At 61.0% G+C, this 23,615-nt stretch carries 17 protein-coding genes, 3 tRNA genes, 3 rRNA genes and 1 pseudogene; 11 read left to right on the top strand and 13 right to left on the bottom strand.

All coding sequences use genetic code 11. From position 1 onward, the window contains the following. Positions 1-6: 6 nt before the first annotated feature. Complete coding sequence (gene alaS, locus P5W99_RS05550) at positions 7-2,631, bottom strand: alanine--tRNA ligase (protein WP_421023596.1); 2,625 nt, start codon at positions 2,629-2,631, stop codon at positions 7-9. A 342-nt stretch (positions 2,632-2,973) separates the two neighbouring features. On the opposite strand from alaS, the gene P5W99_RS05545 reads away from it, so the two are divergent. After that, positions 2,974-4,194 (top strand): CaiB/BaiF CoA transferase family protein, encoded by a 1,221-nt coding sequence (locus P5W99_RS05545; protein ID WP_421079297.1) that lies wholly within the window; start codon positions 2,974-2,976, stop codon positions 4,192-4,194. 22 nt (positions 4,195-4,216) lie between these two features. Here P5W99_RS05545 and P5W99_RS05540 read toward each other — a convergent pair whose 3' ends face one another. Beyond that, positions 4,217-4,471 carry an alpha/beta hydrolase gene (locus P5W99_RS05540; protein ID WP_421079296.1) on the bottom strand — a complete coding sequence of 85 codons (255 nt, stop codon included), beginning with the start codon at positions 4,469-4,471 and terminating at the stop codon, positions 4,217-4,219. Positions 4,472-4,647: 176 nt separating this feature from the next. Here P5W99_RS05540 and P5W99_RS05535 point away from each other — a divergent pair, with 176 nt between their 5' ends. Continuing rightward, entirely contained in the window at positions 4,648-6,372 is a 1,725-nt protein-coding gene (locus tag P5W99_RS05535; RefSeq protein WP_434662160.1) for a glutamine--tRNA ligase/YqeY domain fusion protein, read from the top strand. A 128-nt stretch (positions 6,373-6,500) separates the two neighbouring features. Here P5W99_RS05535 and P5W99_RS05530 read toward each other — a convergent pair whose 3' ends face one another. Both P5W99_RS05530 and P5W99_RS05525 read right to left on the bottom strand, forming a co-directional pair. Then, complete coding sequence (locus tag P5W99_RS05530; protein ID WP_421023592.1) at positions 6,501-6,950, bottom strand: NUDIX hydrolase; 450 nt, start codon at positions 6,948-6,950, stop codon at positions 6,501-6,503. Between the two features lie 7 nt (positions 6,951-6,957). Continuing rightward, a complete protein-coding gene (locus P5W99_RS05525; RefSeq protein ID WP_421023591.1) occupies positions 6,958-7,344 on the bottom strand; it encodes a hypothetical protein in 387 nt (128 codons plus the stop codon). A gap of 289 nt (positions 7,345-7,633) precedes the next feature. Here P5W99_RS05525 and P5W99_RS05520 point away from each other — a divergent pair, with 289 nt between their 5' ends. Beyond that, positions 7,634-7,903, top strand: a complete 270-nt coding sequence (locus tag P5W99_RS05520) for a hypothetical protein (RefSeq protein WP_434662157.1) — start codon at positions 7,634-7,636, stop codon at positions 7,901-7,903. A gap of 297 nt (positions 7,904-8,200) precedes the next feature. On the opposite strand, the gene P5W99_RS05515 is transcribed toward P5W99_RS05520, so the two are convergent. The 3 genes from P5W99_RS05515 to P5W99_RS05505 all read right to left on the bottom strand — a co-directional run bounded on the left by P5W99_RS05515 (position 8,201) and on the right by P5W99_RS05505 (position 9,736). Next, positions 8,201-8,277, bottom strand: a tRNA-Arg gene (locus P5W99_RS05515). A 137-nt stretch (positions 8,278-8,414) separates the two neighbouring features. Beyond that, complete coding sequence (locus tag P5W99_RS05510; protein WP_421023589.1) at positions 8,415-9,245, bottom strand: undecaprenyl-diphosphate phosphatase; 831 nt, start codon at positions 9,243-9,245, stop codon at positions 8,415-8,417. Positions 9,246-9,559: 314 nt separating this feature from the next. Then, entirely contained in the window at positions 9,560-9,736 is a 177-nt protein-coding gene (locus P5W99_RS05505) for a hypothetical protein (protein ID WP_421023588.1), read from the bottom strand. A gap of 136 nt (positions 9,737-9,872) precedes the next feature. On the opposite strand from P5W99_RS05505, the gene P5W99_RS05500 reads away from it, so the two are divergent. The 4 genes from P5W99_RS05500 to P5W99_RS05485 all read left to right on the top strand — a co-directional run bounded on the left by P5W99_RS05500 (position 9,873) and on the right by P5W99_RS05485 (position 14,004). Then, a complete protein-coding gene (locus P5W99_RS05500) occupies positions 9,873-10,784 on the top strand; it encodes an aldose epimerase (RefSeq protein ID WP_434662156.1) in 912 nt (303 codons plus the stop codon). 164 nt (positions 10,785-10,948) lie between these two features. After that, complete coding sequence (locus P5W99_RS05495; RefSeq protein ID WP_434662154.1) at positions 10,949-11,623, top strand: peptidoglycan DD-metalloendopeptidase family protein; 675 nt, start codon at positions 10,949-10,951, stop codon at positions 11,621-11,623. A gap of 702 nt (positions 11,624-12,325) precedes the next feature. Beyond that, complete coding sequence (locus tag P5W99_RS05490) at positions 12,326-12,652, top strand: DUF2288 domain-containing protein (protein ID WP_421023585.1); 327 nt, start codon at positions 12,326-12,328, stop codon at positions 12,650-12,652. Continuing rightward, complete coding sequence (locus tag P5W99_RS05485) at positions 12,649-14,004, top strand: MATE family efflux transporter (RefSeq protein WP_434662152.1); 1,356 nt, start codon at positions 12,649-12,651, stop codon at positions 14,002-14,004. The genes P5W99_RS05490 and P5W99_RS05485 overlap by 4 nt, the downstream gene beginning before the upstream one ends. 27 nt (positions 14,005-14,031) lie before the next feature. Here the strand turns inward: P5W99_RS05485 and P5W99_RS05480 are convergent, their stop codons facing one another. Further along, complete coding sequence (locus P5W99_RS05480) at positions 14,032-14,172, bottom strand: hypothetical protein (protein WP_421023583.1); 141 nt, start codon at positions 14,170-14,172, stop codon at positions 14,032-14,034. 169 nt (positions 14,173-14,341) lie between these two features. Between P5W99_RS05480 and P5W99_RS05475 the strand changes: the two genes are divergently transcribed. Continuing rightward, entirely contained in the window at positions 14,342-14,515 is a 174-nt protein-coding gene (locus P5W99_RS05475) for a hypothetical protein (protein ID WP_174220040.1), read from the top strand. A 212-nt stretch (positions 14,516-14,727) separates the two neighbouring features. Here P5W99_RS05475 and rrf read toward each other — a convergent pair. The 5 genes from rrf to P5W99_RS05450 all read right to left on the bottom strand — a co-directional run bounded on the left by rrf (position 14,728) and on the right by P5W99_RS05450 (position 19,982). Further along, a 5S ribosomal RNA gene (rrf, locus tag P5W99_RS05470) occupies positions 14,728-14,841 on the bottom strand. A gap of 169 nt (positions 14,842-15,010) precedes the next feature. Continuing rightward, positions 15,011-17,890, bottom strand: a 23S ribosomal RNA gene (locus P5W99_RS05465). Positions 17,891-18,182: 292 nt separating this feature from the next. Next, positions 18,183-18,258: transfer RNA gene (locus P5W99_RS05460), tRNA-Ala, on the bottom strand. Between the two features lie 49 nt (positions 18,259-18,307). Continuing rightward, positions 18,308-18,384 (bottom strand) — tRNA-Ile (locus tag P5W99_RS05455). A 65-nt stretch (positions 18,385-18,449) separates the two neighbouring features. Continuing rightward, a 16S ribosomal RNA gene (locus P5W99_RS05450) occupies positions 18,450-19,982 on the bottom strand. Together the 16S, 23S and 5S rRNA genes with 2 tRNA genes alongside form the textbook arrangement of a ribosomal RNA operon. Before the next feature lie 603 nt (positions 19,983-20,585). Here P5W99_RS05450 and P5W99_RS05445 point away from each other — a divergent pair. The 3 genes and pseudogenes from P5W99_RS05445 (at position 20,586) to P5W99_RS05435 (ending at position 23,608) form a co-directional block, all read left to right on the top strand. Then, the gene (locus P5W99_RS05445) at positions 20,586-21,800 is read left to right on the top strand and encodes a DUF2863 family protein (RefSeq protein ID WP_421023582.1); all 1,215 of its coding nucleotides are present in this window, start codon (positions 20,586-20,588) and stop codon (positions 21,798-21,800) included. Between the two features lie 197 nt (positions 21,801-21,997). Beyond that, positions 21,998-22,923: pseudogene (locus P5W99_RS05440) on the top strand (helix-turn-helix transcriptional regulator). A gap of 10 nt (positions 22,924-22,933) precedes the next feature. Beyond that, positions 22,934-23,608 (top strand): energy-coupling factor ABC transporter permease, encoded by a 675-nt coding sequence (locus P5W99_RS05435; protein WP_421023581.1) that lies wholly within the window; start codon positions 22,934-22,936, stop codon positions 23,606-23,608. Positions 23,609-23,615 lie beyond the last annotated feature (7 nt).

Here is a 23,615-nt window from a genome sequence, read left to right as displayed (position 1 = left end):
CGGGCGTTACAGCTTCGCTTCGACCCAGCCCTTCACACCCGCAAGCGCCGCCGGCAGGTTAGCAGGCTCGGTGCCGCCGGCCTGCGCCATATCCGGACGGCCGCCGCCCTTGCCGCCCACCTGCTGGGCCACGAAGTTCACGAGCTCGCCGGCCTTGACCTTCTTGCTGGCCTCGGCGGTCACGCCCGCGATCAGGCTGACCTTGCCGCCGTCGACGGCCGCCAGCACGATCGCCGCGCTCTTGAGCTTGTCCTTGAGCTTGTCCACCGTCTCGCGCAGCGTCTTCGAGTCCGCGCCTTCGAGCGTGGCGGCCAGCACGTGCACGCCGTTCACTTCGATGGCCTGGCCCGCGAGCTCGTCGCCCTGGCTCGACGCCAGCTTCGACTTGAGCGCGCCCAGTTCCTTCTCGAGCGACTTCACCTGATCCTGGACCTGCGCGATACGCTGCGTGAGTTCCGAAGGCTGCGCCTTCAGAGCCGCCGCCGCCGCGTTCACGCGCGCGTCGAGTTCCTGCACGAAACGCACGGCGTTGTCGCCCGTGATCGCTTCCACGCGGCGGATGCCTGCCGCCACGCCGCCTTCCATCACGATCTTGAAGAGGCCGATGTCGCCGCTGCGGTTCACGTGCGTGCCGCCGCACAGCTCGCGCGAGAAGCCGAGGTCGAGCACGCGCACTTCGTCGCCGTACTTCTCGCCGAAAAGCGCCATCGCGCCGCCCTTCACGGCTTCGTCGTAAGGCAGCACGCGCACGATGCCGGGCGCGTTCGCGAGCACTTCCGCATTGACGATTTCTTCGACGCGGCGAATCTGCTCGTCGGTCATCGGCGCGTTGTGCGCGAAGTCGAAGCGGGTTTTATCCGCATCGACGAGCGAGCCCTTTTGCTGCACGTGCTGGCCCAGCACCTCGCGCAGCGCCTTGTGCATCAGGTGCGTGGCCGAGTGGTTGCGCGCCGTGCGGGCGCGGCGGATGGCGTCGATTTCCGCCTTCACGATGTCGCCCACCTTGAGCGTGCCCTGCTCGAGCATGCCGTGGTGGCCGCTCACGTCGGCCTGGACCTTGAGCGTGTCGGCCACCGCGAAGCGCACGCTCGCGTTCGAGATCACGCCCTGGTCGCCCACCTGGCCGCCCGATTCCGCGTAGAACGGCGTGTGGTCGAGCACGACCACGGCGTCCTGGCCCGCCTTCACTTCGTTGACCGAAGCGCCATCCACGTAGAGCGCGACGACCTTCGCGTCGTCGAAGACGATTTCCTCGTAGCCGTGGAACGTGGTCTTCGCGCCCGAGTATTCGAGGCCCTGCGCCATCTTGAACTTGCCCGCCGCGCGCGCCTGCTCGCGCTGACGCGCCATGGCGTCGTCGAAGGCCGGTTCGTCGACCGTGACGTTGCGCTCGCGGCAAACGTCCGCCGTCAAATCGAGCGGAAAGCCGTAGGTGTCGTGCAGCTTGAAGGCGAGTTCGCCGTCGAGCGTCTTGCCACCCTTGGCTTCGAGGTCGGCCAGCGCGGCTTCGAGAATCGACATGCCGTGCTCGATGGTCTCGAAGAAGCGCTCTTCTTCCTGGCGCAGCACATCGGTCACGCGCTGCTGCGCTTCCTTCAGTTCCGGATAGGCCGCACCCATCTCCACGACGAGGTCGTTCACGAGCTTGTGGAAGAAGCCGGTCTTGCGGCCGAGCTTGTAGCCATGTCGGATCGCGCGGCGCACGATGCGGCGCAGCACGTAGCCGCGGCCTTCGTTGCCCGGAATCACGCCGTCGACGATCAGGAACGAGCACGCGCGGATGTGGTCCGCGATCACCTTCAGCGAGTTGTTCGTGAGGTCGGCGGTGCCGGTCTCGCGGCCAGCGGCCTTGATCAGGTTCTGGAACAGGTCGATCTCATAGTTGCTGTGCACGTGCTGCAGCACGGCGGCGAGTCGCTCCAGCCCCATGCCCGTGTCGACGCACTGCTTGGGCAGCGGCGTCATGTTGCCCTGGGCGTCGCGGTTGAACTGCATGAACACGAGATTCCAGATCTCGATGAAGCGGTCGCCGTCTTCTTCAGGAGACCCCGGGGGGCCGCCCCACACTTCCGGGCCGTGGTCGTAGAACACTTCCGAGCACGGGCCGCAGGGGCCGGTATCGGCCATCTGCCAGAAGTTGTCAGAGGCGTAGCGCGCGCCCTTGTTGTCGCCGATGCGGATGATGCGCTCCACCGGCACGCCCACTTCCTTCGCCCAGATGTCGAAGGCTTCGTCGTCTTCCTTGTAGACGGTGACCGTGAGCTTCTCGGCCGGCAGGCCGTAGACCTTGGTCAGCAGTTCCCAGCAGTAGTGAATCGCATCGCGCTTGAAGTAGTCGCCGAACGAGAAGTTGCCGAGCATCTCGAAGAATGTATGGTGGCGCGCGGTGTAGCCGACGTTCTCGAGGTCGTTGTGCTTGCCGCCCGCGCGCACGCTGCGCTGCGCCGTCGTGGCGCGCGAGTACGGACGCGATTCGGTGCCGAGGAACACGTCCTTGAACTGCACCATGCCCGAGTTGGTGAACAGCAACGTGGGGTCGTTGCCCGGCACGAGGCTCGACGAGCGCACGATCGTGTGGCCCTTCGACTCGAAGAACTTGAGGAATTTCTCGCGGATTTCGGCGGCTTTCATGGCGTGCTGTATTTACCTTCGGGGCGTTCAGTGCTGAATCTTGTGAAGTCGTCGAAGCCCGCGCATGGACCTGGAATGCTCCCGGATGCGCGCGGAATCGGCGATGCTGAATCGGACGATTATACGGGATCGCCGTGCGCTCGCGGCGGCGCGCTCCGCAGTGTGCACGGGCGAGACAGCGTGCCGGCATGCTGGTCCGTCTCGCCTGCCATGTTCCGCATAGCGGAACTTTGTACCGAAAGACAACATCTTCGCGGGCAGATCGCTTAAGATGCCCGAATCGGCCGCCATGCTGCCCGCATGGGCGGCCCCGGGCCACAGAACGACATTGGAAGACATAGCATGGGCGCTCTCAGTCATATCCGCGTACTCGACCTCACCCGCGTCCTTGCCGGACCATGGTGCGCGCAGACCCTCGCCGACTTCGGCGCCGACGTGATCAAGGTGGAGCGCCCGGGCGCCGGCGACGACACCCGCCATTGGGGGCCGCCGTACCTGAAGACGCCGGACGGCCAGGACACCGCCGAAGCCGCCTACTATCTCGCGCCGAACCGCAACAAGCGCTCGGTGACGCTCGACATCGCGACGCCCGAGGGCCAGCGCATCGTGCGCGAGCTCGCGGCGCAAAGCGATGTCGTATTGGAGAACTACAAGGTCGGGCAGCTCAAGAAGTACGGGCTCGACTACGAGTCGCTGCGCGCCGTGAAGCCCGACCTCATCTACTGCTCGGTGACCGGCTTCGGTCAGACCGGGCCCTACGCGCCGCGCGCGGGCTACGACTTCATCGTGCAGGGCATGGGCGGCTTCATGAGCATCACGGGCGAGCGCGACAGCCTGCCGGGCGGCGGCCCGCAGAAGGCGGGCGTGGCGATCGCCGATCTCATGACCGGCATGTACGCGACCATCGCCGTGCTCACGGCGCTCGCGCACCGCGACCGCACGGGCGCCGGCCAGTACATCGACATGGCGCTGCTCGACGTGCAGGTGGCCATGCTCGCGAACATGAACACGAACTACCTCGCGAGCGGCACGCCGCCGGCGCGCTGGGGCAACGCGCATCCGAACATCGTGCCCTATCAGGCGTTCCAGACGAGCGACAGCTGGATCATTCTCGCGGTGGGCAACGACGGGCAGTTCCGCAAGTTCGTCGAGATCGCGGGCCGCCCCGAGCTCGCCGACGACGAGCGCTTCGCGACCAATCCCGCGCGCGTGCGCAATCGCGACACGCTGGTGCCGATCGTCGCCGATCTGATTCGCACGCGCACCAAGGCCGACTGGATCAGCGCGCTCGAAGGCGCGGGCGTGCCGTGCGGGCCGATCAACAACCTCGCGGAAGTGTTCGAGAACGAGCAGGTGGTCGCGCGCGGCATGCAGGTCGATGTGCCGCACCCCTCGGGCGCGACGGCGCGGCTCGTGCGCAACCCCATCCGCATGAGTGAGACGCCGCCCACCGTGACGAGCCATCCGCCGACGCTGGGCGAGCACACCGTGCAGGTGCTGCGCGACGTGCTCGGGTATAGCGAGGAGCAGGTGGCGGCTCTGCGCGGCAAGGGCGTGGCCTGAAGCGCGGGTGGCGAGGTGGGGATCAAGCCGCCCCGCCCTTGCGCATCGACATCAGCCATCCGAAGCTGTGCGCCGCCAGCAGCACGCAGCTCTCGCCCGCCGGATCGGCATTCAAGGTGACCTCGAGCGTGCGACACCAAGCGTTGCAATCCGGATGCATCCGGTCGGGCATGCGCACTCGCTCGAACCCCGCGTGTGCGGCCTCCCAGCGCGTATGCCCACGCCCCGACCCCGAGTTCAGATAGCCCGGCAGCACCCGCGCCCGCGGTTCGTTCATCGTCACTTTTCCTTTTGTCCTTGCGAGACTTCGCAGCGGCCCGCGCAACGCGCCGGCGCGACGCCCGCGAGCCGGGACTGGCAGGCCCCACCTCGTCAGGTAGAATGGAAGACACACTGGGCGCCGGGTTGCGACTTTCCTTATGTACCGCGCCCTCGAACGACTTCCCTTTTCGCATGAATACCGAACGTAAAGACGCCGACCGCACGGACGCGCCTGCGGCATCCAATTTCATCCGCAACATCATCGACGACGACAACCGCTCGGGCAAGTGGGCACAGCGCGTGGAAACGCGCTTCCCGCCGGAGCCGAATGGCTATCTGCACATCGGCCACGCGAAGAGCATCTGCCTGAACTTCGGCGTCGCGAAGAGCTATGGCGGCGTGTGCCATCTGCGTTTCGACGACACCAATCCTGAAAAGGAAAGCGTCGAGTACGTCAACTCGATCATCGACGCAGTCAAGTGGCTCGGCTTCGAGTGGAAGAAGGCCAACGACGACCGCGACTACCTCTTCTACGCGAGCGACTACTACGACAAGCTCTACGAATTCGCCGAGCTGCTGATCCAGCGCGGCCGCGCCTACGTGGACAGCCAGTCGCCGGAAGAGATGCGCGCGAACCGCGGCTCGGCCACCGAAGCCGGCAAGAACTCGCCGTTCCGCGACCGCTCCGTCGACGAAAACCTCGACCTGTTTCGCCGCATGAAGGCGGGCGAGTTCGAGGAAGGCGCGCACGTGTTGCGCGCGAAAATCGACATGGCGTCGCCGAACTTCAACATGCGCGATCCGGTGATCTACCGCATCCGCTTCGCGCATCACTACCGCACCGGCGACAAATGGTGCGTGTATCCGATGTACGACTACACGCACTGCATCTCGGACGCGCTCGAGAACATCACGCACTCGCTGTGCACGCTCGAGTTCGAAGATCATCGGCCGCTCTACGACTGGGTGCTCAACGAACTCGCCGATGCCGGCGTCTTCACGCGCCCGCTGCCCCAGCAAATCGAGTTCTCGCGCCTGAACCTCACCTACGCGATCACCAGCAAGCGCAAGCTGCTGCAACTCGTGAACGAAGGCCACGTGGACGGCTGGGACGACCCGCGCATGCCCACCATCGTCGGCGTGCGCCGGCGCGGCTTCACGCCTGAAGCGATCCATCTGTTCTGCGAGCGCATCGGCGTGACCAAGGTGGATTCGTGGATCGACATGAGCATTCTCGAAGGCGCGCTGCGCGACGATCTCGACGAAAAAGCGCCGCGCACCGTGGCCGTGCTCGACCCCGTCAAGCTCATCATCGACAACTATCCGGAAGGCCAGAGCGAGGACTGCACGGCGCCCGTGCATCCGCATCATCCGGAGCGCGGCCTGCGCACGTTCCCGATCTCCCGCGAACTGTGGATCGAGCGCGAGGACTTCAACGAGACGCCGCCCAAGGGCTACTTCCGCCTGTTCCCGGGCAACAAGGTGCGCCTGCGCTACGGCTTCGTGATCGAATGCACGAGCGCGGACAAGGACGAGAATGGCAATGTAATCGCCGTGCACTGCAACTACTTCCCGGACAGCAAATCGGGCACCGACGGCGCGAACAACTACAAGGTGAAGGGCAACATCCACTGGGTGAGCGCGGCGCATGCGTGCCCGGCGGAAGTGCGTCTGTACGATCGCCTGTTCCGCGAAGAGCAGCCCGACGCGGGCGGCCGCGACTACCTCGACGCGCTCAACCCGAATTCCAAGCGCGTGGTGCAAGCGTATCTGGAGCCGGGCGCGCGCGACGCGGCGCCGGAAGACCGCTATCAGTTCGAGCGCCATGGCTACTTCGTCGCCGACCGCTACGACTCGAAGGCGGGTGCGCCGGTGTTCAACCGCATCGTCGGCCTGCGCGACAGCTGGGGCAAGTAAGCCAGCACGCAAAAGTGGCTGGAGGCTGTGCCGCTTCAGCACCAGATGCAAAAAGCCCGCACGTTCATCACGTGCGGGCTTTTTATTTGGCTGGTCGCATCAAGCCGATAACCGCATGGGTCATTCATTCAAAGCCGGCCATGCAACTCCGCGAGCGAGAGCGTCGTGCCGAAGAGCCGCGCGAGACTGCGGCTCGCGTACTGGTCCACGTCGACGGGCGCGACCCATGCCCAGGCGTCCATCTCGGGAATCATCACGCCGTCGTGACGACGCGGGAAAAGCGATACGCAGTGGCATTGCGACAGATCGAGTTCACCCGCTTCGGCACGCGCGGCGAACAGATGCAGATCCTTGTCGCGCCGATACACGAAGCGCCCGAGATCGACGAGCCGCGACGCGTCGATCGCAATGCCGGTCTCCTCGACCATTTCACGCAATGCGCTTTGCGCCTCGGTCTCGCCGGGCTCGCCCTGCCCCTTCGGAATGTCCCAGTGACCAGTGCCGGTCGCGTGCGCAAGCAGCACGCGGCCAGTCGGGTCGAGCAGCACGATGCCGCACGAGACAGTCTTGTCGTTCACTGTGTGTTCAGTGCTTCTTCTGATAGACCCAGGCGCCGCTGCCGACACGGCAGTATTGCGGGCGCAGCGTCATCGACTGCCCCTTCGCGGTCACGACCACTTCCGAGTCGCGGCAGGTCTTGTCGCCATCCTTCCGGGTCTTGTTCGGCGTAATGGTGGCGCCGATCTTCACGGGGTTGCGCAGGCCATCGTTGTTCCAGTTGGAGGTTTCGCCGTCCGCCTTGTTCGCGACTGAATCCCGCACCGCGCTGGCGAGCGACTTGTAGTCCGCCTGCGTCATCCAGCTAGCCGGCGTGTCATTGAGGAAACCCAGATTGGCAGCCTGCGCGGCCGAACCCGCCGAAAGCAGTAATACGGCGGCAAGGCCGGACAGAATACGGGGCGATTTCAGCATTGAGCGTTCTCCCTGAGCAGAAAATGAGGGGAAAAATAATGAACGAATTTTCGGGGACGAATTAAAGCCAAGCGCCATTAGCAGGCAAAGGTTAATTGCGGAAAAGGATAACACGCGCCCCAATTTTTACCTGCCCGGTGCGGCGAAGCCACGGCACGCCTCGCCCGGCCCAATGGTCAATTCTCGAATTGATTCCGCAAGCGTTTCGGATTGATCCGATAGCGATTCAGGCAAGCGGCGCATAAGCTTTGCCCATCAATCACTTACGCACCGCCAGGCCTTTTCTGTCATGACTTACGCCATTGCCCTACGGATCTTTGCCGTAATGCTGTCTTTGCTAGCCATCGGGCTTATGGCCATGATCGCCCAGCACACGCACAAGCCGCGGCCTGAGCCGAACGCGCCGCACTTCGCCATTCACCCCGGCCACGCGCCGCGCTGGCCTGAAACCATCTTGCGCGGCGGCGTCCTGTGCCTGCTCGCCTCGTTCGTCGTACTTCACAGCCACTTGCATCCTGATCGCGGACACCTGATCCGCCGCACGATACCTGCTCAATGAGCCGACGGCTGCCAGCGTCGGTGCGTACCCAGCAGTGCCACCACCTTCTTGATCTCGGCATCGAAAAATGCCGGCGCATCGCCGGGCTTGCGATCGAACGGCGTAATGAACGGGCAATGGCGGTTGCGGGGAAGCCAGGACAGGCCGCCTCAAAATAGTTTCCCAAACAGAATCCTGTGGATCTGGCCCACAGAAAACGCCAGCTGTTTGAGCAAAAATCGGGCTGCCTGGTGGTTACACGGCCCGTAGATAGCAAAAAGCCCGGTCAGAAAAACCGGGCTAAGCGCTTGAATTCATTGGCGCGACAGGAGGGGCTCGAACCCCCGACCCTCGGCTTAGAAGGCCGATGCTCTATCCAGCTGAGCTACTGTCGCGTGAGTGGCCTGCAAGGCAACGCGCCGCAGGCGCGGCGCAGACGGGCGTGGATTATACCTCGTTCGGCCCGTACCGGCCCTACCCGATTACGGTGCCGCGCCGCCCACAGCAGCGCGGCACCGGCACAGGCAAACCATCAAAGCGGCTGCGGATGCGTCACGAACCAGCCGAGGAAGATCGCGCCCGCGATTACGCAGTACAAGCCGAACGAAGCGAGGCGGCCGCGCCCTTCGAAATAGCGCATCAGGAACTTCACGCTCAGCCATGCGGCGATACCGGTCAGCACGCCCCCCACCAGGGCCGTCACCAGTTGGTCGTGCGCATGAAAGAGCTTTGGCAGTTCGAGCACGCCTGCCGCGAAAATAATCGGCGTGCCGAGCAGGAACGAGAACTCGGCGGCCTTCTCGGTCGTGAGGCCCGCGGCGTTGCCGGCGATCATCGTCAGGCCGCTGCGCGAGAAACCGGGAATCAGTGCTCCGATCTGCGCGAGGCCAACGAGAAATGCCTGGCGAAACGAGAGCTTCTCGGGCGGCCGATGTGTACGCGCACGCTGCAACCGGTCGCCGAACCACAGCAGCACGCCGTTCACCATCAGCGCCGCGGCAACGATCCGCAGATCATGAAAGATCGCTTCGATGCGCTTTTCGAGCAAGAGACCCACGAGGCCGGTCGGAATCGTGCCGATGATGAGCGCCCACATCATATGGCCGTCATCGTTCTTGCGGCCCCCAAGTGAAGCGAAAAAACCGCTGATGAGCGCGATCCAGCGCTCGCGGAAATACCAGAGCAGCGCAATCGCCGTACCGAGGTGCAGCGCGACGAGGAACGGCAGAAGTTGCGGAGCGTGCTTGTCGATATGCATGCCGAAAAGCGCCGGCACGAGCAAGGTATGGCCAAGACTGCTGACCGGGAAAAGCTCCGTGACACCTTGCAGCACGCTAAGAAATAGCAGAAACGAGAGACTCACGCGGGGATCCTCGAGATGGTTGGACAGAGTGCCGGACCATCGCGGGGACGGCGCGGCAAGGCGCACCGATTATGCCGGGGCCGTATTGCAGCGCCAAGCATCGAGACTCATTTGTCTGAAAAGTTACCGCGCCGCAACAAAATTGTGCGGAGAAAAATCGGATTCGCGTAACAAAAAATGGGGGATTCGAGCGAGAACAACCCTGCAGGTAGCCCGTTCGCGACGAGATAGAAGAGGTGAACTGAAAGCCAGCGCGAAGAACAACGAAAGAATATCGAAAGCGTCGAGACCTGTTGCTCAGGTCGAATGATCGATCAGCGGGCGACCTTATAGAAAAAGTACGCGCTGCTGCCGATAAACAAGCTGAACAGTCCCATTCCCATCGCCATGGCGAGATCCATTTTGGCGCCCTCCTTCTTCGTTTCTTCGTTGCTGTGTGCGCAAACGCACGGTTCGGGGCGATTATGGGCTTGCCCAAGCTTGCGCAACACTCACGATTTCCCGACGAGGGTTTTCACGCATCCGAAAGCGGCGCACAATCCCCGGGCGCGTCGAACACCGACGCAGTCCCGGCTTTGAGCTCATCTCGCCGTTGCCCGCTCCCTCTTTTCGACTCGACGCCCGCCCATGGAATCAAGCCCTCAGCACGACATTCTCGAACTCACCCACGGCGCCTCGACACTGCGTCTGGCGCCGTGGGCCGGCGCGCGGCTGCTGTCGTGGCACGTCGACGGCAAGCCGATCATCCGCTGGCCCGACAATGCGAACTGGGATCAGCCGGCGCGCGTACGCGGTGGCAATCCGCTGCTCTTCCCGTTTCTCGGACGCCATTTCGTCGATGGCCAGATCGGCCGCTGGTGCGACGCCCAAGGCGTCGTGCGCGATCTGCCGACTCACGGCTTCGCGCGAGATCTCCCGTTCACCGCCCAGGTCGACGCCGCCAGGCGCGGCGTGACCATGACATTGGTGGACTCTGCGGCCACGCGTAGCGGCTACCCGTTCGCATTTCGCTTCGAAGCTGCCTACCGGCTCATCGACGATCACACACTCGATGTCGAACTCACCGCGACGAACACCGGCGATGCGCCCATGCCCTGGTATGCGGGCCATCACTTCTACTTCGAGTTGCCGCACGAGCAGCGCGCACAGAGCACGCTCGACGTACCGCCGACACAGCGCCGCCATCAGTTGCCCGATGGATCGATCAGCGCGCCGGAGCCCGGCGAGCCACAGTATCGCCTTGATGATGCGCGCATTCAGGACCGCTTTCACGTGCTCGAGCCGTCAGCGACGGCGCGGCCGGTACGCCTGGTTGCGCCCGGACTCAAGCATGCGGTCACGTTCGACCTCGACCGGCCGGGCTCGCTTCCCTGGTACGCGGTGACGACCTGGACCGAAGCGGCCGAGTCCGACTTTTACTGCGTCGAACCATGGCTTGGCCTGCCCGATGCCATTCACAATGGCCTCGGCCTGCGCTGGCTTGCAGCGGGCGCCACCGAAACCGCCGCCTTGCGCTTGCGTTTCGAGCCGCTCGACTGATATGCCGCGCGTTGTCGTCACACGACCTTTGATGAGCGGACACGCCAGTCGATTCGTCAGTGGAAAAACGCAGGCGCGGCGCCAAATTCGCTAGAATTGAACGTTTTGCCGGAACGGCACCTCTCCCGAGGCGAACCGCCGGCAGCGTCTTGCGAGGTTCAACGTTGGCAAAGGGATTTAGACGTTTTGCATGCGCAGCGCTCGTTGCGCTGCTCGCGGCCTGCGGATCTGCGCCGGTCGGCCCCGGGTTCTACCGCGTGGAGCGCGGCGACACAGTCAGCAAAATCGCGCGCAGTAACCGCCAGTCGGTTTCGAATATCGTGCGCTGGAACAATCTGCAGAATCCCGACGCGATCGAAGTCGGCCAGGTGCTGCGCGTCTCGCCCCCGGGCGGCGCGTCGGCGAGTGCCCAGCGCACCGCCCCGCGGCCGGATGCTGCGGACAGCGCGAGCACAACGGCTGCGCCCGCTTCGTCCATTTCGCTTATTTGGCCAACCACGGGTCAAATCGTCCGCAACTTCGACGGACGCGACTCCAAGGGCATCGACATGGTCAACAGCGCCAGCACGCCTATCGTCGCCGCTGCACCGGGCACCGTCGTGTATGCCGGCAATGGCCTGCGCGGCTACGGCAACCTGCTGATCATCAAGCACGATGGCGAATACCTCACTGCCTACGCGCACAATCAGGCGTTGCTCGTGAAGGAAGGCGAAACCGTGGCGCAAGGGCAAAAGATCGCCGAAATGGGCAATAGCGACAGCGATCGCGTCATGCTGCATTTCGAACTGCGCTATCAGGGACGCTCGATCGATCCGGCTCGCGATTTGCCGCCGCGCTAACTAGTTTTGGTAAAAAAAAGCCCGGCATGGTGCCGGGCTAACGGGGGTTTGGCGCATATCGGCAAAGGACCGGTTTACCATGCGCCGAATGGCAATCTATCAACGTGCCTCTGACGGCGCAATCACTTAATTAGATCGAAAATGTGTCGCGGCGCACGGATTATGTGTCGCATCAATTTCGGATGAAGATTAGGGCCGCGGCCGCTACCGGATTCGCGCACAAATGTGCGCATTGCAGCGCGCTATGCATGACCACCTGAAAATGTCGAAAAGGCTTGTTGGACGGGCGTGACGGCATGCCATCAGGTGCACTGGAGAGGCATCGCCTGCTGCATTATCCCGCACTGCAATACTGCACATCGAAGCCGCTTGCTCACCTCGCTATTTGGTGTGAGAACGCACAAATAAATGCAATTATTTGCGCGAGTGGAATTTTTGAAACACCGAATTTCGGCTTCGAAATTTCCGTCTTTTCTCAGACATTTCGTTTATCCGGCTGTTAGTGGTTTTGTCCGATTAATTATCACCAGTCGAATTTTCTATATGCTTTTCTACTGCGAATTCGGGCATCCGACTATTCCGCGTGTCTGAAGCGCGCGTGGGCCCGATCTTCCGTTCGATGCTCGGCCCCGTGTCAGCCAGCAGGCCGTCCATTCGCAACCTTTCGTTTATAGTAACGCCCGCAACTCAATGCCCAAGACCATGACTACCGACGCCACGATTCCCCACGACGACGCCCCTAGCCCGCTTTACGCCAAGTTGCTCGGCGAGACCGCCAAGATCGACTGGCAGGATCTCGAACGATTCTTCGCGCAAGGCAAACTGCTCGCGGTCGCTAGCGACCTCGACCTCGTGAGCATCGCCGAAGCCATCGCAAGCGACAACAGCGCGCAAGTGACGCAATGGCTCTCCGCCGGCCTCATCGAACGCATGCAGGCTTCGACCGCCGCCGACTACGCCGAGCGCAAGCCCGAACTCTGGGCCGTTGTGGTTTCTCCGTGGATCTGTGTGCAGGAACGCCGCAGTTGAGCGAGAATCTGGCACTTCCGACGCGCGGTGGCTGGCATCGGCGCGTGTTGGTGCTGGCCTTTCCGATCGTCCTTGCGAATCTCACCCAGCCCATTCTTGGCGCCGTCGATACTGCTGTCGCCGGCCATCTGGGCAGTGCCGCCGGTCTCGGCGGCGTCGCGCTAGGAGGCCTCTTTTTCAACTGTGTGTTCTGGGGCTTCGGTTTCCTGCGCATGGGCACCACCGGGCTCGTCGCCCAGGCTTTCGGCGCCGACGATCAGCCCGGGCTGCGCGCAAATGTCGTGCGCGCGTTGCTGCTCGCCTTCGGCATCGGCGCGTTGATCTTGCTGATACGGGCGCCGCTGATCCGCGATGTCCTCGAACTGATCGGCGGCAGCGCCGAAGTCCAGCGCAATGCACGGCTATACTGCCATGCCCGCATCGGTTCAGCGCCGTTTGCGCTGGCAAACTACGTCGTGCTCGGCTATCTGCTTGGCACACAGCGCGTACGTATCGCCCTGGTCTCGCAGGTGCTCATCAACGTCGTCAATGTGATTGCCGTGCTTGCCTACGTCTATGGATTCGGCTGGGGCATTGCGGGGATTGGCGCAGCGACGGCCACCGCCGACACGATGGGCTTCGCGTTCGGCGCTGCCGTGCTGTGGCAACTGCGGCCGCGCGATCTCGCGCCGCTGGCTTGGCGCACGATCGTCGAACCTGCTGCACTCAAGCGTCTCGTGGCGATCAATCGCGACATCTTTCTGCGCACGATGTGCCTGCTGGGATCGTTCGGCTGGTTCTCGCACGTCGGCGCCAGGCAAGGCGATGTGATTCTTGCCGCCAACGCCTTACTGCTCAATTTCCAGACTTTCATGGCATATGGGCTCGACGGCTTCGCTCACGCCACCGAAGCGCTCGTGGGCGCGGCGATCGGCGCACGTGACCGCGACGCTTTCCGGCAAGCGGTCAAGGTGAACCTGTTCTGGGCGGTGCTGGGTGCGCTCGGGTTTTCGGCGGCCTACTGGGGCGCCGGTATATGGATCATCACGCAATTAACCGATCAACCCGCCGTGCGCGCAGCCGCGCAAACCTTTCTGCCATGGGCGGCGCTGTCCCCAGTCATTTCCGTGTGGGGGTTCCTGCTCGACGGCGTTTTCATCGGCGCCACGCGCACTCGCGAGTTAATGCAGGCCATGGCTGCCTCGCTGCTTGTTTTTGTCATCGCCTCGTGGGCGCTTGTTGGGCTGTTCGGCAATCACGGACTCTGGATGGCGTTGCTGATCTTCATGGCAGCACGTGGCTTGACCCTATCCCCTTTACTGCCCCGGATCACTGGCGCAATTCAGGGTCCCAAAGTGCAACAAGCGCCCTAAGGCGCCTGTTCTTGCCAGCTGGCGCGCTTACTGCGCCGGCGGCGTTTCGATCATCACCGGTGGGCGATCATCGGTCGGAACGCCGTGATAGTCGGCCGGATCGTGGGGCGGCGGCCCATGATGCTTGCTCGTTGCATCGTCGGCACAAGCAGAAAGCAGTGCGACCATCGCTATGGCCAGGCAGACACGTACCATTAACGCAAACTCCCTCAAATTATGTTGCCATGCAGCAGTCTAACGCGTGCAGACGCATTTGACGGCTCGGGAACATTGCTCTTTTTTTCGTGCCCGCTTCTGTTCTAAGATACCCACATGGCTGCAACCGAAGGAGGCTGCCATGGATGCGGAAACTATTGCGGGGCTGATCGGACTTGCTGTCGGTTTGCTGGTTCTGCTTGGGCTATCGATTTTTGAATCGCGGGCTTACAAGCAGGAACACGACGGTGAAGGCATGATGCATCACTGGCTGGCCGAGCATCATGTGCTCGACCGCATGCGTCGCAGGCACTGAGCTGACTTAGCGAGACCGTCGAACGGTCTCTCTGCGCGCCGCAGTGAGCTTTCTCTTGGCGCGGCTGGGCTCGCCAGCCGCGATGGTCATTTTTTGTCACGCTCGCTTAGTCCAGGAAGACCAAGCGTGCTCCGCCATTTTCCACGCACGTAAACGCCAGAACCCCGGCGCTCATTCGGAGCCACCGGGGTTCTGGACATACTGCATGAGGAGCCTGACGATTACCTACTTTCACACGGGCAATCCGCACTATCATCGGCGTGGAGCTGTTTCACGGTCCTGTTCGGGATGGGAAGGGGTGGGACCAGCTCGCTATGGTCATCAGGCATGACGGGTTGCTGCGTCGCACGGGTTTGGGTGAACCTGGCGCCACAGCCAATCGGGAAGAAGCGTAAAGAGGTGCTGTTTCTTGGGGTTGTGTTGTTTCCGGCACAACACCGATCTCTCAACCTGCGCGTCCTTCACTCCACACCGGGAGGAAGACACACCTGTTATAGGATCAAGCCTTACGGGCAATTAGTATCAGTTAGCTTAACGCATTACTGCGCTTCCACACCTGACCTATCAACGTCCTGGTCTCGAACGACCCTTCAAGGGGATCAAGTCCCCGGGGAAGTCTCATCTTGAGGCGAGTTTCCCGCTTAGATGCTTTCAGCGGTTATCTCTTCCGAACATAGCTACCCGGCAATGCCACTGGCGTGACAACCGGTACACCAGAGGTTCGTCCACTCCGGTCCTCTCGTACTAGGAGCAGGCCCCCTCAAACTTCCAGCGCCCACGGCAGATAGGGACCAAACTGTCTCACGACGTTTTAAACCCAGCTCACGTACCTCTTTAAATGGCGAACAGCCATACCCTTGGGACCGGCTACAGCCCCAGGATGAGATGAGCCGACATCGAGGTGCCAAACACCGCCGTCGATATGAACTCTTGGGCGGTATCAGCCTGTTATCCCCAGAGTACCTTTTATCCGTTGAGCGATGGCCCTTCCATACAGAACCACCGGATCACTATGACCTGCTTTCGCACCTGCTCGACTTGTCAGTCTCGCAGTCAAGCACGCTTATGCCATTGCACTATCAGCACGATTTCCGACCGTACCTAGCGTACCTTCGTACTCCTCCGTTACACTTTGGGAGGAGACCGCCCCAGTCAAACTGCCTACCATGCACTGTCCCCGACCCGGATCACGGGCCAAGGTTAGAACCTCAAACAGATCAGGGTGGTATTTCAAGGACGGCTCCATGCAGACTGGCGTCCACACTTCACAGCCTCCCACCTATCCTACACAAACCGGTTCAAAGTCCAATGCAAAGCTACAGTAAAGGTTCATGGGGTCTTTCCGTCTAGCCGCGGGGAGATTGCATCATCACAAACACTTCAACTTCGCTGAGTCTCGGGAGGAGACAGTGTGGCCATCGTTACGCCATTCGTGCAGGTCGGAACTTACCCGACAAGGAATTTCGCTACCTTAGGACCGTTATAGTTACGGCCGCCGTTTACCGGGACTTCAATCAAGAGCTTGCACCCCATCATTTAATCTTCCGGCACCGGGCAGGCGTCACACCCTATACGTCCACTTTCGTGTTTGCAGAGTGCTGTGTTTTTATTAAACAGTCGCAGCCACCAGTTTATTGCAACCCCTTCACCCTCGGAGCGCAGGCTCCTCAAGCTACCAGGGCGTACCTTATCCCGAAGTTACGGTACCAATTTGCCGAGTTCCTTCTCCCGAGTTCTCTCAAGCGCCTTAGAATACTCATCTCGCCCACCTGTGTCGGTTTGCGGTACGGTTAATGTTGAACTGAAGCTTAGAGGCTTTTCCTGGAACCCCTTCCAGTTGCTTCGCTTCCGAAGAAGCTCGCGCCACACCCTTGAATTACGCGCCCGGATTTGCCAAAGCGCCTTCTCCAATGCAGCGACCGGGACTTCCAACACCCGGACAACCTTCCGCGATCCGTCCCCCCATCGCATTCAACACTAGTGCAGGAATATTGACCTGCTTCCCATCAGCTACGCATTTCTGCCTCGCCTTAGGGGCCGACTCACCCTACGCCGATGAACGTTGCGTAGGAAACCTTGGGCTTACGGCGAGGGGGCCTTTCACCCCCTTTATCGCTACTCATGTCAGCATTCGCACTTCTGATACCTCCAGCACACTTTCCAGTGCACCTTCGCAGGCTTACAGAACGCTCTCCTACCATGCACATAAATGTGCATCCGCAGCTTCGGTATATGGCTTAGCCCCGTTACATCTTCCGCGCAGGACGACTCGATCAGTGAGCTATTACGCTTTCTTTAAAGGGTGGCTGCTTCTAAGCCAACCTCCTGACTGTTTTAGCCTTCCCACTTCGTTTCCCACTTAGCCATATTTGGGGACCTTAGCTGGCGGTCTGGGTTGTTTCCCTCTTGACACCGGACGTTAGCACCCGATGTCTGTCTCCCGTGATTGCACTCTTCGGTATTCGGAGTTTGCTATGGCGACGTAATCCGCAATGGACCCATCAACCATGACAGTGCTCTACCCCCGAAGGTGATACACGAGGCACTACCTAAATAGTTTTCGGAGAGAACCAGCTATTTCCAGGTTTGTTTAGCCTTTCACCCCTATCCACAGCTCATCCCCTAACTTTTCAACGTTAGTGGGTTCGGTCCTCCAGCACGTGTTACCGTGCCTTCAACCTGGCCATGGATAGATCACCTGGTTTCGGGTCTACACCCAGCGACTAATCGCCCTGTTCGGACTCGCTTTCGCTACGCCTGCCCTATTCGGTTAAGCTTGCCACTGAATGTAAGTCGCTGACCCATTATACAAAAGGTACGCCGTCACCCCTTGCGAGGCTCCGACTGTTTGTATGCATGCGGTTTCAGGATCTGTTTCACTCCCCTCCCGGGGTTCTTTTCGCCTTTCCCTCACGGTACTGGTTCACTATCGGTCGATCACGAGTATTTAGCCTTGGAGGATGGTCCCCCCATCTTCAGACAGGATTTCACGTGTCCCGCCCTACTTGTCGCATCCCTAGTTCTTCCATTCCGTTTTCGTCTACAGGGCTATCACCTGCTATGGCCGCACTTTCCAGAGCGTTCGACTAACGGTACAGATAAAGAATGCAGGCTGATCCCATTTCGCTCGCCACTACTCTGGGAATCTCGGTTGATTTCTTTTCCTGCGGCTACTTAGATGTTTCAGTTCGCCGCGTTCGCTTCACGTGACCTATGTATTCAGTCACGGATACTCCATTCGGAGTGGGTTTCCCCATTCGGACATCTCCGGATCAAAGCTTGTTTGCCAGCTCCCCGGAGCTTTTCGCAGGCTACCGCGTCCTTCATCGCCTGTGATCGCCAAGGCATCCACCACATGCACTTGTTCGCTTGACCCTATAACGGGTGCGTCTCTCGACTCACTCGCTACAGGCTGAGTTTTCGCGTTGTGCCGTATTCCAAAGCCCTCTTTCGAGGAACTTAAAAATACATCGATACAATCACAACCCTGATTCACCTACTCCACACCCATCTCTAAGTGTGTTTCAGATAAATCTCTTTACTACTTCTTCCTGATTGTTAAAGAACGACAGCCGATACGTTTTCACATACCGCTCTGACTGGCTCAATCGCCAATGCAAAACTCCCTGCATTTAACTGCTCCTGCAGGATGCTGTGCATTAGGGATTGGTGGAGGATGACGGGATCGAACCGACGACCCCCTGCTTGCAAAGCAGGTGCTCTCCCAGCTGAGCTAATCCCCCAGTCATGCATACTCAAGGGGGTTACCAGTCAGCCACCGCGCAGACAAATTGGTGGGTCTGGATGGATTCGAACCATCGACCCCCGCCTTATCAAGACGGTGCTCTAACCGACTGAGCTACAGACCCCTGAGTCTGTCTTTTCTACAGCCGACAAGTGTGAGCGCTTCAATGAACTTCGCAATGAGCTCTGGAAAGGAGGTGATCCAGCCGCACCTTCCGATACGGCTACCTTGTTACGACTTCACCCCAGTCATGAATCCTGCCGTGGTGACCGTCCTCCTTGCGGTTAGACTAGCCACTTCTGGCAAAACCCACTCCCATGGTGTGACGGGCGGTGTGTACAAGACCCGGGAACGTATTCACCGCGGCATGCTGATCCGCGATTACTAGCGATTCCAGCTTCACGCAGTCGAGTTGCAGACTGCGATCCGGACTACGATCGGTTTTCTGGGATTGGCTCCACCTCGCGGCTTGGCAACCCTCTGTTCCGACCATTGTATGACGTGTGAAGCCCTACCCATAAGGGCCATGAGGACTTGACGTCATCCCCACCTTCCTCCGGTTTGTCACCGGCAGTCTCCCCGGAGTGCTCTTGCGTAGCAACTGGGGACAAGGGTTGCGCTCGTTGCGGGACTTAACCCAACATCTCACGACACGAGCTGACGACAGCCATGCAGCACCTGTGTGACGGCTCCCTTTCGGGCACTCCCGGCTCTCACCAGGATTCCGTCCATGTCAAGGGTAGGTAAGGTTTTTCGCGTTGCATCGAATTAATCCACATCATCCACCGCTTGTGCGGGTCCCCGTCAATTCCTTTGAGTTTTAATCTTGCGACCGTACTCCCCAGGCGGTCAACTTCACGCGTTAGCTACGTTACCAAGCCAATGAAGGCCCGACAACCAGTTGACATCGTTTAGGGCGTGGACTACCAGGGTATCTAATCCTGTTTGCTCCCCACGCTTTCGTGCATGAGCGTCAGTATTGGCCCAGGGGGCTGCCTTCGCCATCGGTATTCCTCCACATCTCTACGCATTTCACTGCTACACGTGGAATTCTACCCCCCTCTGCCATACTCTAGCGATGCAGTCACCAATGCAGTTCCCAGGTTAAGCCCGGGGATTTCACATCGGTCTTGCATCACCGCCTGCGCACGCTTTACGCCCAGTAATTCCGATTAACGCTTGCACCCTACGTATTACCGCGGCTGCTGGCACGTAGTTAGCCGGTGCTTATTCTTCCGGTACCGTCATCCCCCCGGGGTATTAACCCAGAGGTTTTCTTTCCGGACAAAAGTGCTTTACAACCCGAAGGCCTTCTTCACACACGCGGCATTGCTGGATCAGGCTTGCGCCCATTGTCCAAAATTCCCCACTGCTGCCTCCCGTAGGAGTCTGGGCCGTGTCTCAGTCCCAGTGTGGCTGGTCGTCCTCTCAGACCAGCTACGGATCGTCGCCTTGGTGAGCCTTTACCCCACCAACTAGCTAATCCGCCATCGGCCACCCCAATAGCGCGAGGTCTTGCGATCCCCCGCTTTCATCCTAAGATCGTATGCGGTATTAATCCGGCTTTCGCCGGGCTATCCCCCACTACTGGACATGTTCCGATGTATTACTCACCCGTTCGCCACTCGCCACCAGGTGCAAGCACCCGTGCTGCCGTTCGACTTGCATGTGTAAGGCATGCCGCCAGCGTTCAATCTGAGCCAGGATCAAACTCTTCAGTTCAATACCTGTTACTGTTTTCTGTCCCTCTCGAGACAGGTCGCTCACTCAAAGCTGACAGGTTCTGAATAAATTCAAAAACCTGACTTACTTTTGTGTGAGACTCTTGATACTTTCGCTACTCCCGGTCATCCCCGAAAGAATCACCAGGTCACGAAACCCATCAAGCGCCCACACTTATCGGCTGTAAATTTTTAAAGATCGCGTCGCACAAGACACCGGAACCACTTCGAACTACCCGGCGCTTTCTGCGTTGCTGCGTCAGCAGCAGAGAAACGAGATTATGCAGACTCTTCCGCGTTTCGTCAACATCTTTTTTAACGTCGCCGTTTAAAAACTGATGACTTCACGCCCCGCCGTTTCTCGCGGCAGGCTTCGCTGCCGGACTTCAGCGGGCGAAGGAGCAGAATTCTAGTCACGCGAATGCGATCTGGCAAGGGGTTTTTGAGTCGCGGCCGCCGATACCGTCGACACGTGCCAATCGTCTGTAGCGAAGCACAACGCCTCATCTCGCGCCCTCGCCTCCAGCTACTCTGTAGGGCAAACCGATGGTCTGCGCGGAACAGACTAGAATATGGGGTTCTCTGCATCCCAACTCACGGATTTATGCGCTCGCGAATCGCCAAACGCCTTCCTCCCGATGCCGACAAGCTCGTCGGCCTGTCGCTCGCCCTGTTCGCCTCGGGCAGCCGCACCGAAGACCGCTTCTGGGAGGCCAAGCTCGACACGCTGCTCGCGAAGGTCGTGCGCAACGGCAACCAGACTACACTCGACGCCGCGCTCGACCATCTTCAGCAGAACCACCCCGACGCCTATGGCGCGCTCGCCGATATGGCCGAGACCCACAGTGAGTCGTTTCTCATCGAGCACGACGGTACACAGTACGAAGCGCTGCTCGTCGCGGCGCCCGTGCTTGCCTGGACCCGCTACGTCATTCCGTCGGGGCCGCTCAAATCGGATGCATCGGACGCGCTGCGTACGCACCTGCAGGCACATGTGCTGGCGAGCGGCACGCGTGTAGCGATGGCTCCCTATCTCTACAGCATTGACCAGTTGCCCCGCCACCACGTCGAGACCTGGCGTCTCGCACAGCAGCTTTCGCAAGCTGCCTTGCATGGCACCGCAGCAAAGATCAGCGCGGGCGAGTTGCCCGAGACTTCACCGATCCTCGCCGACCCGCGCTTCCTGCTGGCCGTGGTTGCCGCGCCGGTCGGTGCGCCGCTGTTCCGCTGGCAGGAAGAGGAGCACGGTTCGCGCATCGAGCGTGGCCAGTGCCTCGAGCAATGGGCCACGCAGGGCGGCGCCAATCTTGCTGTCGTAATGCCCGGTTGCGAATTCGAATGTCTGCTGCCGGATGCCTACTACTCGGCCTGCCGCGACGCCGATGAACGCGTGCGACCCCACACCATCCGCACTGCGGTGCGCTACCTGCTCGATACGATCGATGCAAGCGCCCAGGACCTGCGCGCCGTTGTCGCCGGCTTTGGCGAGCGGCGTATCGACGAATACCGCGTCGGATTCACGAAGCGCGGCAGCAACGATGTGCTGTACGGCGTAGTCTGGCCGCTCTACGGCCGCGAGAACGGTGATGCCGACATCGACGAGGAACCGTCCGAAGAAAATATTGGCACCGGCCCGCTCGAAGAGATCGTCGCGCTACTGAAGGAATCGGGCATCACCGACATCCGCCGCCATGCCGGCCGTTTCGAGCCGGAATACTGCGACGACTGCGGCGTACCTCTATACGCAGACCCACTCGGTGAGATTGTTCATGCCGAGATGCCGGAAGATGCTGAACCCGTTCAGCCACATTTCCACTAAGCAATACGACATATTCCTACCCTGCCCCGCCTATGTGCGGGGCTTTTTTTGCCCTATGTCCTACGCCATCTGGACAGGCCGCCGCGACGCAAGCTTTTTGTCATCATGGTGCTGTTGGCCCGGTTTTAAGCGGCGCGTGCAGGACAGGCGCCGCACAACATTTCGAGAGGGGCCATTCACGAGAGGAGGGCTATGCTATGCGGTTTGCGGTATTCAATCCGGACGCCGAACGGCGCGAAGGGCTCAAGGCGCTGTTACGACAAATCGATCGACGTGCACGCTTTAACGACGCGCCAGACTGGCGCAGTGCCGAACGTGCGATGCAGCGCTTCACACCAAACCTGCTGGTGATCGACTGGCACGACGGCATCCGCCCCGGCGAGTTGCACAATTTCTCGAGCCGGCATCAGACGCTACCGGTCGCCGTGTTCGTAGACCGCAGCGAGCCGCCACACTCTCTTCGGGCGGTACTTGCCGAAGGCGCACGCGGCATCATCAAGCGCACCACCGACTCAATCCTGATCGTCAAGCTGCTCGAGCTTATTCTGCTCGGCGGCGACCACCTTCCCGCCGACATATTCGGTCCTTCGTTCTGCCCACATGGCTCGTGGCCAGTGCCGCAGCGCCGCCACGGCAAAAGCGCGCCGCATGTGGCCAAGGCGCACCTCAAGGCAAGCCTTTCACCCCGCCAGGAACAGATCCTCCGCTGCGTCCACATGGGCGCCACGAACAAGATGATCGCCAGAGCCCTCGGTATCAGCAAGGGCACCGTCAAAGTTCATCTGGCGAGCATCTTCCAGCAACTCGGCGCCCCCAACCGGGCTGCTGCCGTCGCGATCTACAACGGCTTGCTGGCGAATCAACTGCAAGTGCTGCGCACACGCCGGGACAGCGCGCCCAAACCCGCGGCCCGGTGCCCTTGCGCTCGCGTGCCAAGCGTTCCTTGCGCTATCCGTTGCGACAAGACGACAGTACGGATGCCCTACCGTTAGCCGCGGAACCGGGCGTTCCTTATGGCGACGCGGTGCCAGCCCCACTTGAGCCTCGCTCCGAAGCCGACTCGAACAGCGAAGAACAGGAGACGCCGCCCAGCGGCGCACACCTTTTGCGCTCCAACGAGTAATATTAAGCACATGGGGTTCCTGTATACGCCGCTTCCGCTGTGGGTCATCGTCGGTGCATGGATTGCAGCCGGGGGCCTGCTCGCGCTCGCGTTATGGAATAACCCGTTCAAGCGTCTGCAAGACGCCACGCTCCAGCACGTGTGGCTCGCCATCGTCGTGGCGGTCTCCGTGCTGTGGGCGAGCAATGCCTGGCTCGAGGACGGCACCGTGCTGCATCTGCTCGGCGCCACCCTCGTGGTCACGCTGTTCGACTGGGGGCTCGCACTCGTCGCCATGGCGGTGGTCGTTGTGCTGGCCGCGGTCATCTTCGACACTCCTTGGGACGGCGTCGCGCTAACCTTCCTCGTATTCGGCGCGTTCCCTGTAGCCGTCTCTGCGTTGATGCAGCGAGCCTGCACAGCATGGCTGCCGCGCAATCTCTTCATGTTCATCGTCGGCCAAGGTTTTGTCTCGCCCGCCATCGCGGTCTCGGCGGCAGCCTATCTGGCACTTGGCACCCACGTCGCGCTCAACGGTGGCTCGATGCTCACCGTGCCGCCAGGCTATGCCTTCAGCGTATTCCTGCTCGCGTCCGGCGAGGCCTGGTTTACCGGTATGGCCACGGCGCTGATCGCGGTCTATCGCCCCGCGTGGGTCACGACCTACGACGTGCGGCGCTATCGGCTGGGTGGTCCACGCACCTGACCCGGAC

The organism is Paraburkholderia sp. A3BS-1L, assembly GCF_051125215.1.
GTDB lineage: Bacteria > Pseudomonadota > Gammaproteobacteria > Burkholderiales > Burkholderiaceae > Paraburkholderia.
Note: the sequence above shows the minus strand (reverse complement) of the source record. Positions and strands in the feature narration are given on the sequence as shown.

Excerpts from the sequence above, each read along its gene's own strand:
- alaS (WP_421023596.1), bottom strand. The coding sequence starts at position 2,631 with ATGAAAGCCGCCGAAATCCGCGAGAAATTCCTCAAGTTCTTCGAGTCG.
- P5W99_RS05545 (WP_421079297.1), top strand. The coding sequence starts at position 2,974 with ATGGGCGCTCTCAGTCATATCCGCGTACTCGACCTCACCCGCGTCCTT.
- P5W99_RS05540 (WP_421079296.1), bottom strand. The coding sequence starts at position 4,471 with ATGAACGAACCGCGGGCGCGGGTGCTGCCGGGCTATCTGAACTCGGGG.
- P5W99_RS05535 (WP_434662160.1), top strand. The coding sequence starts at position 4,648 with ATGAATACCGAACGTAAAGACGCCGACCGCACGGACGCGCCTGCGGCA.
- P5W99_RS05525 (WP_421023591.1), bottom strand. The coding sequence starts at position 7,344 with ATGCTGAAATCGCCCCGTATTCTGTCCGGCCTTGCCGCCGTATTACTG.
- P5W99_RS05520 (WP_434662157.1), top strand. The coding sequence starts at position 7,634 with ATGACTTACGCCATTGCCCTACGGATCTTTGCCGTAATGCTGTCTTTG.
- P5W99_RS05500 (WP_434662156.1), top strand. The coding sequence starts at position 9,873 with ATGGAATCAAGCCCTCAGCACGACATTCTCGAACTCACCCACGGCGCC.
- P5W99_RS05490 (WP_421023585.1), top strand. The coding sequence starts at position 12,326 with ATGACTACCGACGCCACGATTCCCCACGACGACGCCCCTAGCCCGCTT.
- P5W99_RS05480 (WP_421023583.1), bottom strand. The coding sequence starts at position 14,172 with ATGGTCGCACTGCTTTCTGCTTGTGCCGACGATGCAACGAGCAAGCAT.
- P5W99_RS05475 (WP_174220040.1), top strand. The coding sequence starts at position 14,342 with ATGGATGCGGAAACTATTGCGGGGCTGATCGGACTTGCTGTCGGTTTG.
- P5W99_RS05445 (WP_421023582.1), top strand. The coding sequence starts at position 20,586 with ATGCGCTCGCGAATCGCCAAACGCCTTCCTCCCGATGCCGACAAGCTC.
- P5W99_RS05435 (WP_421023581.1), top strand. The coding sequence starts at position 22,934 with ATGGGGTTCCTGTATACGCCGCTTCCGCTGTGGGTCATCGTCGGTGCA.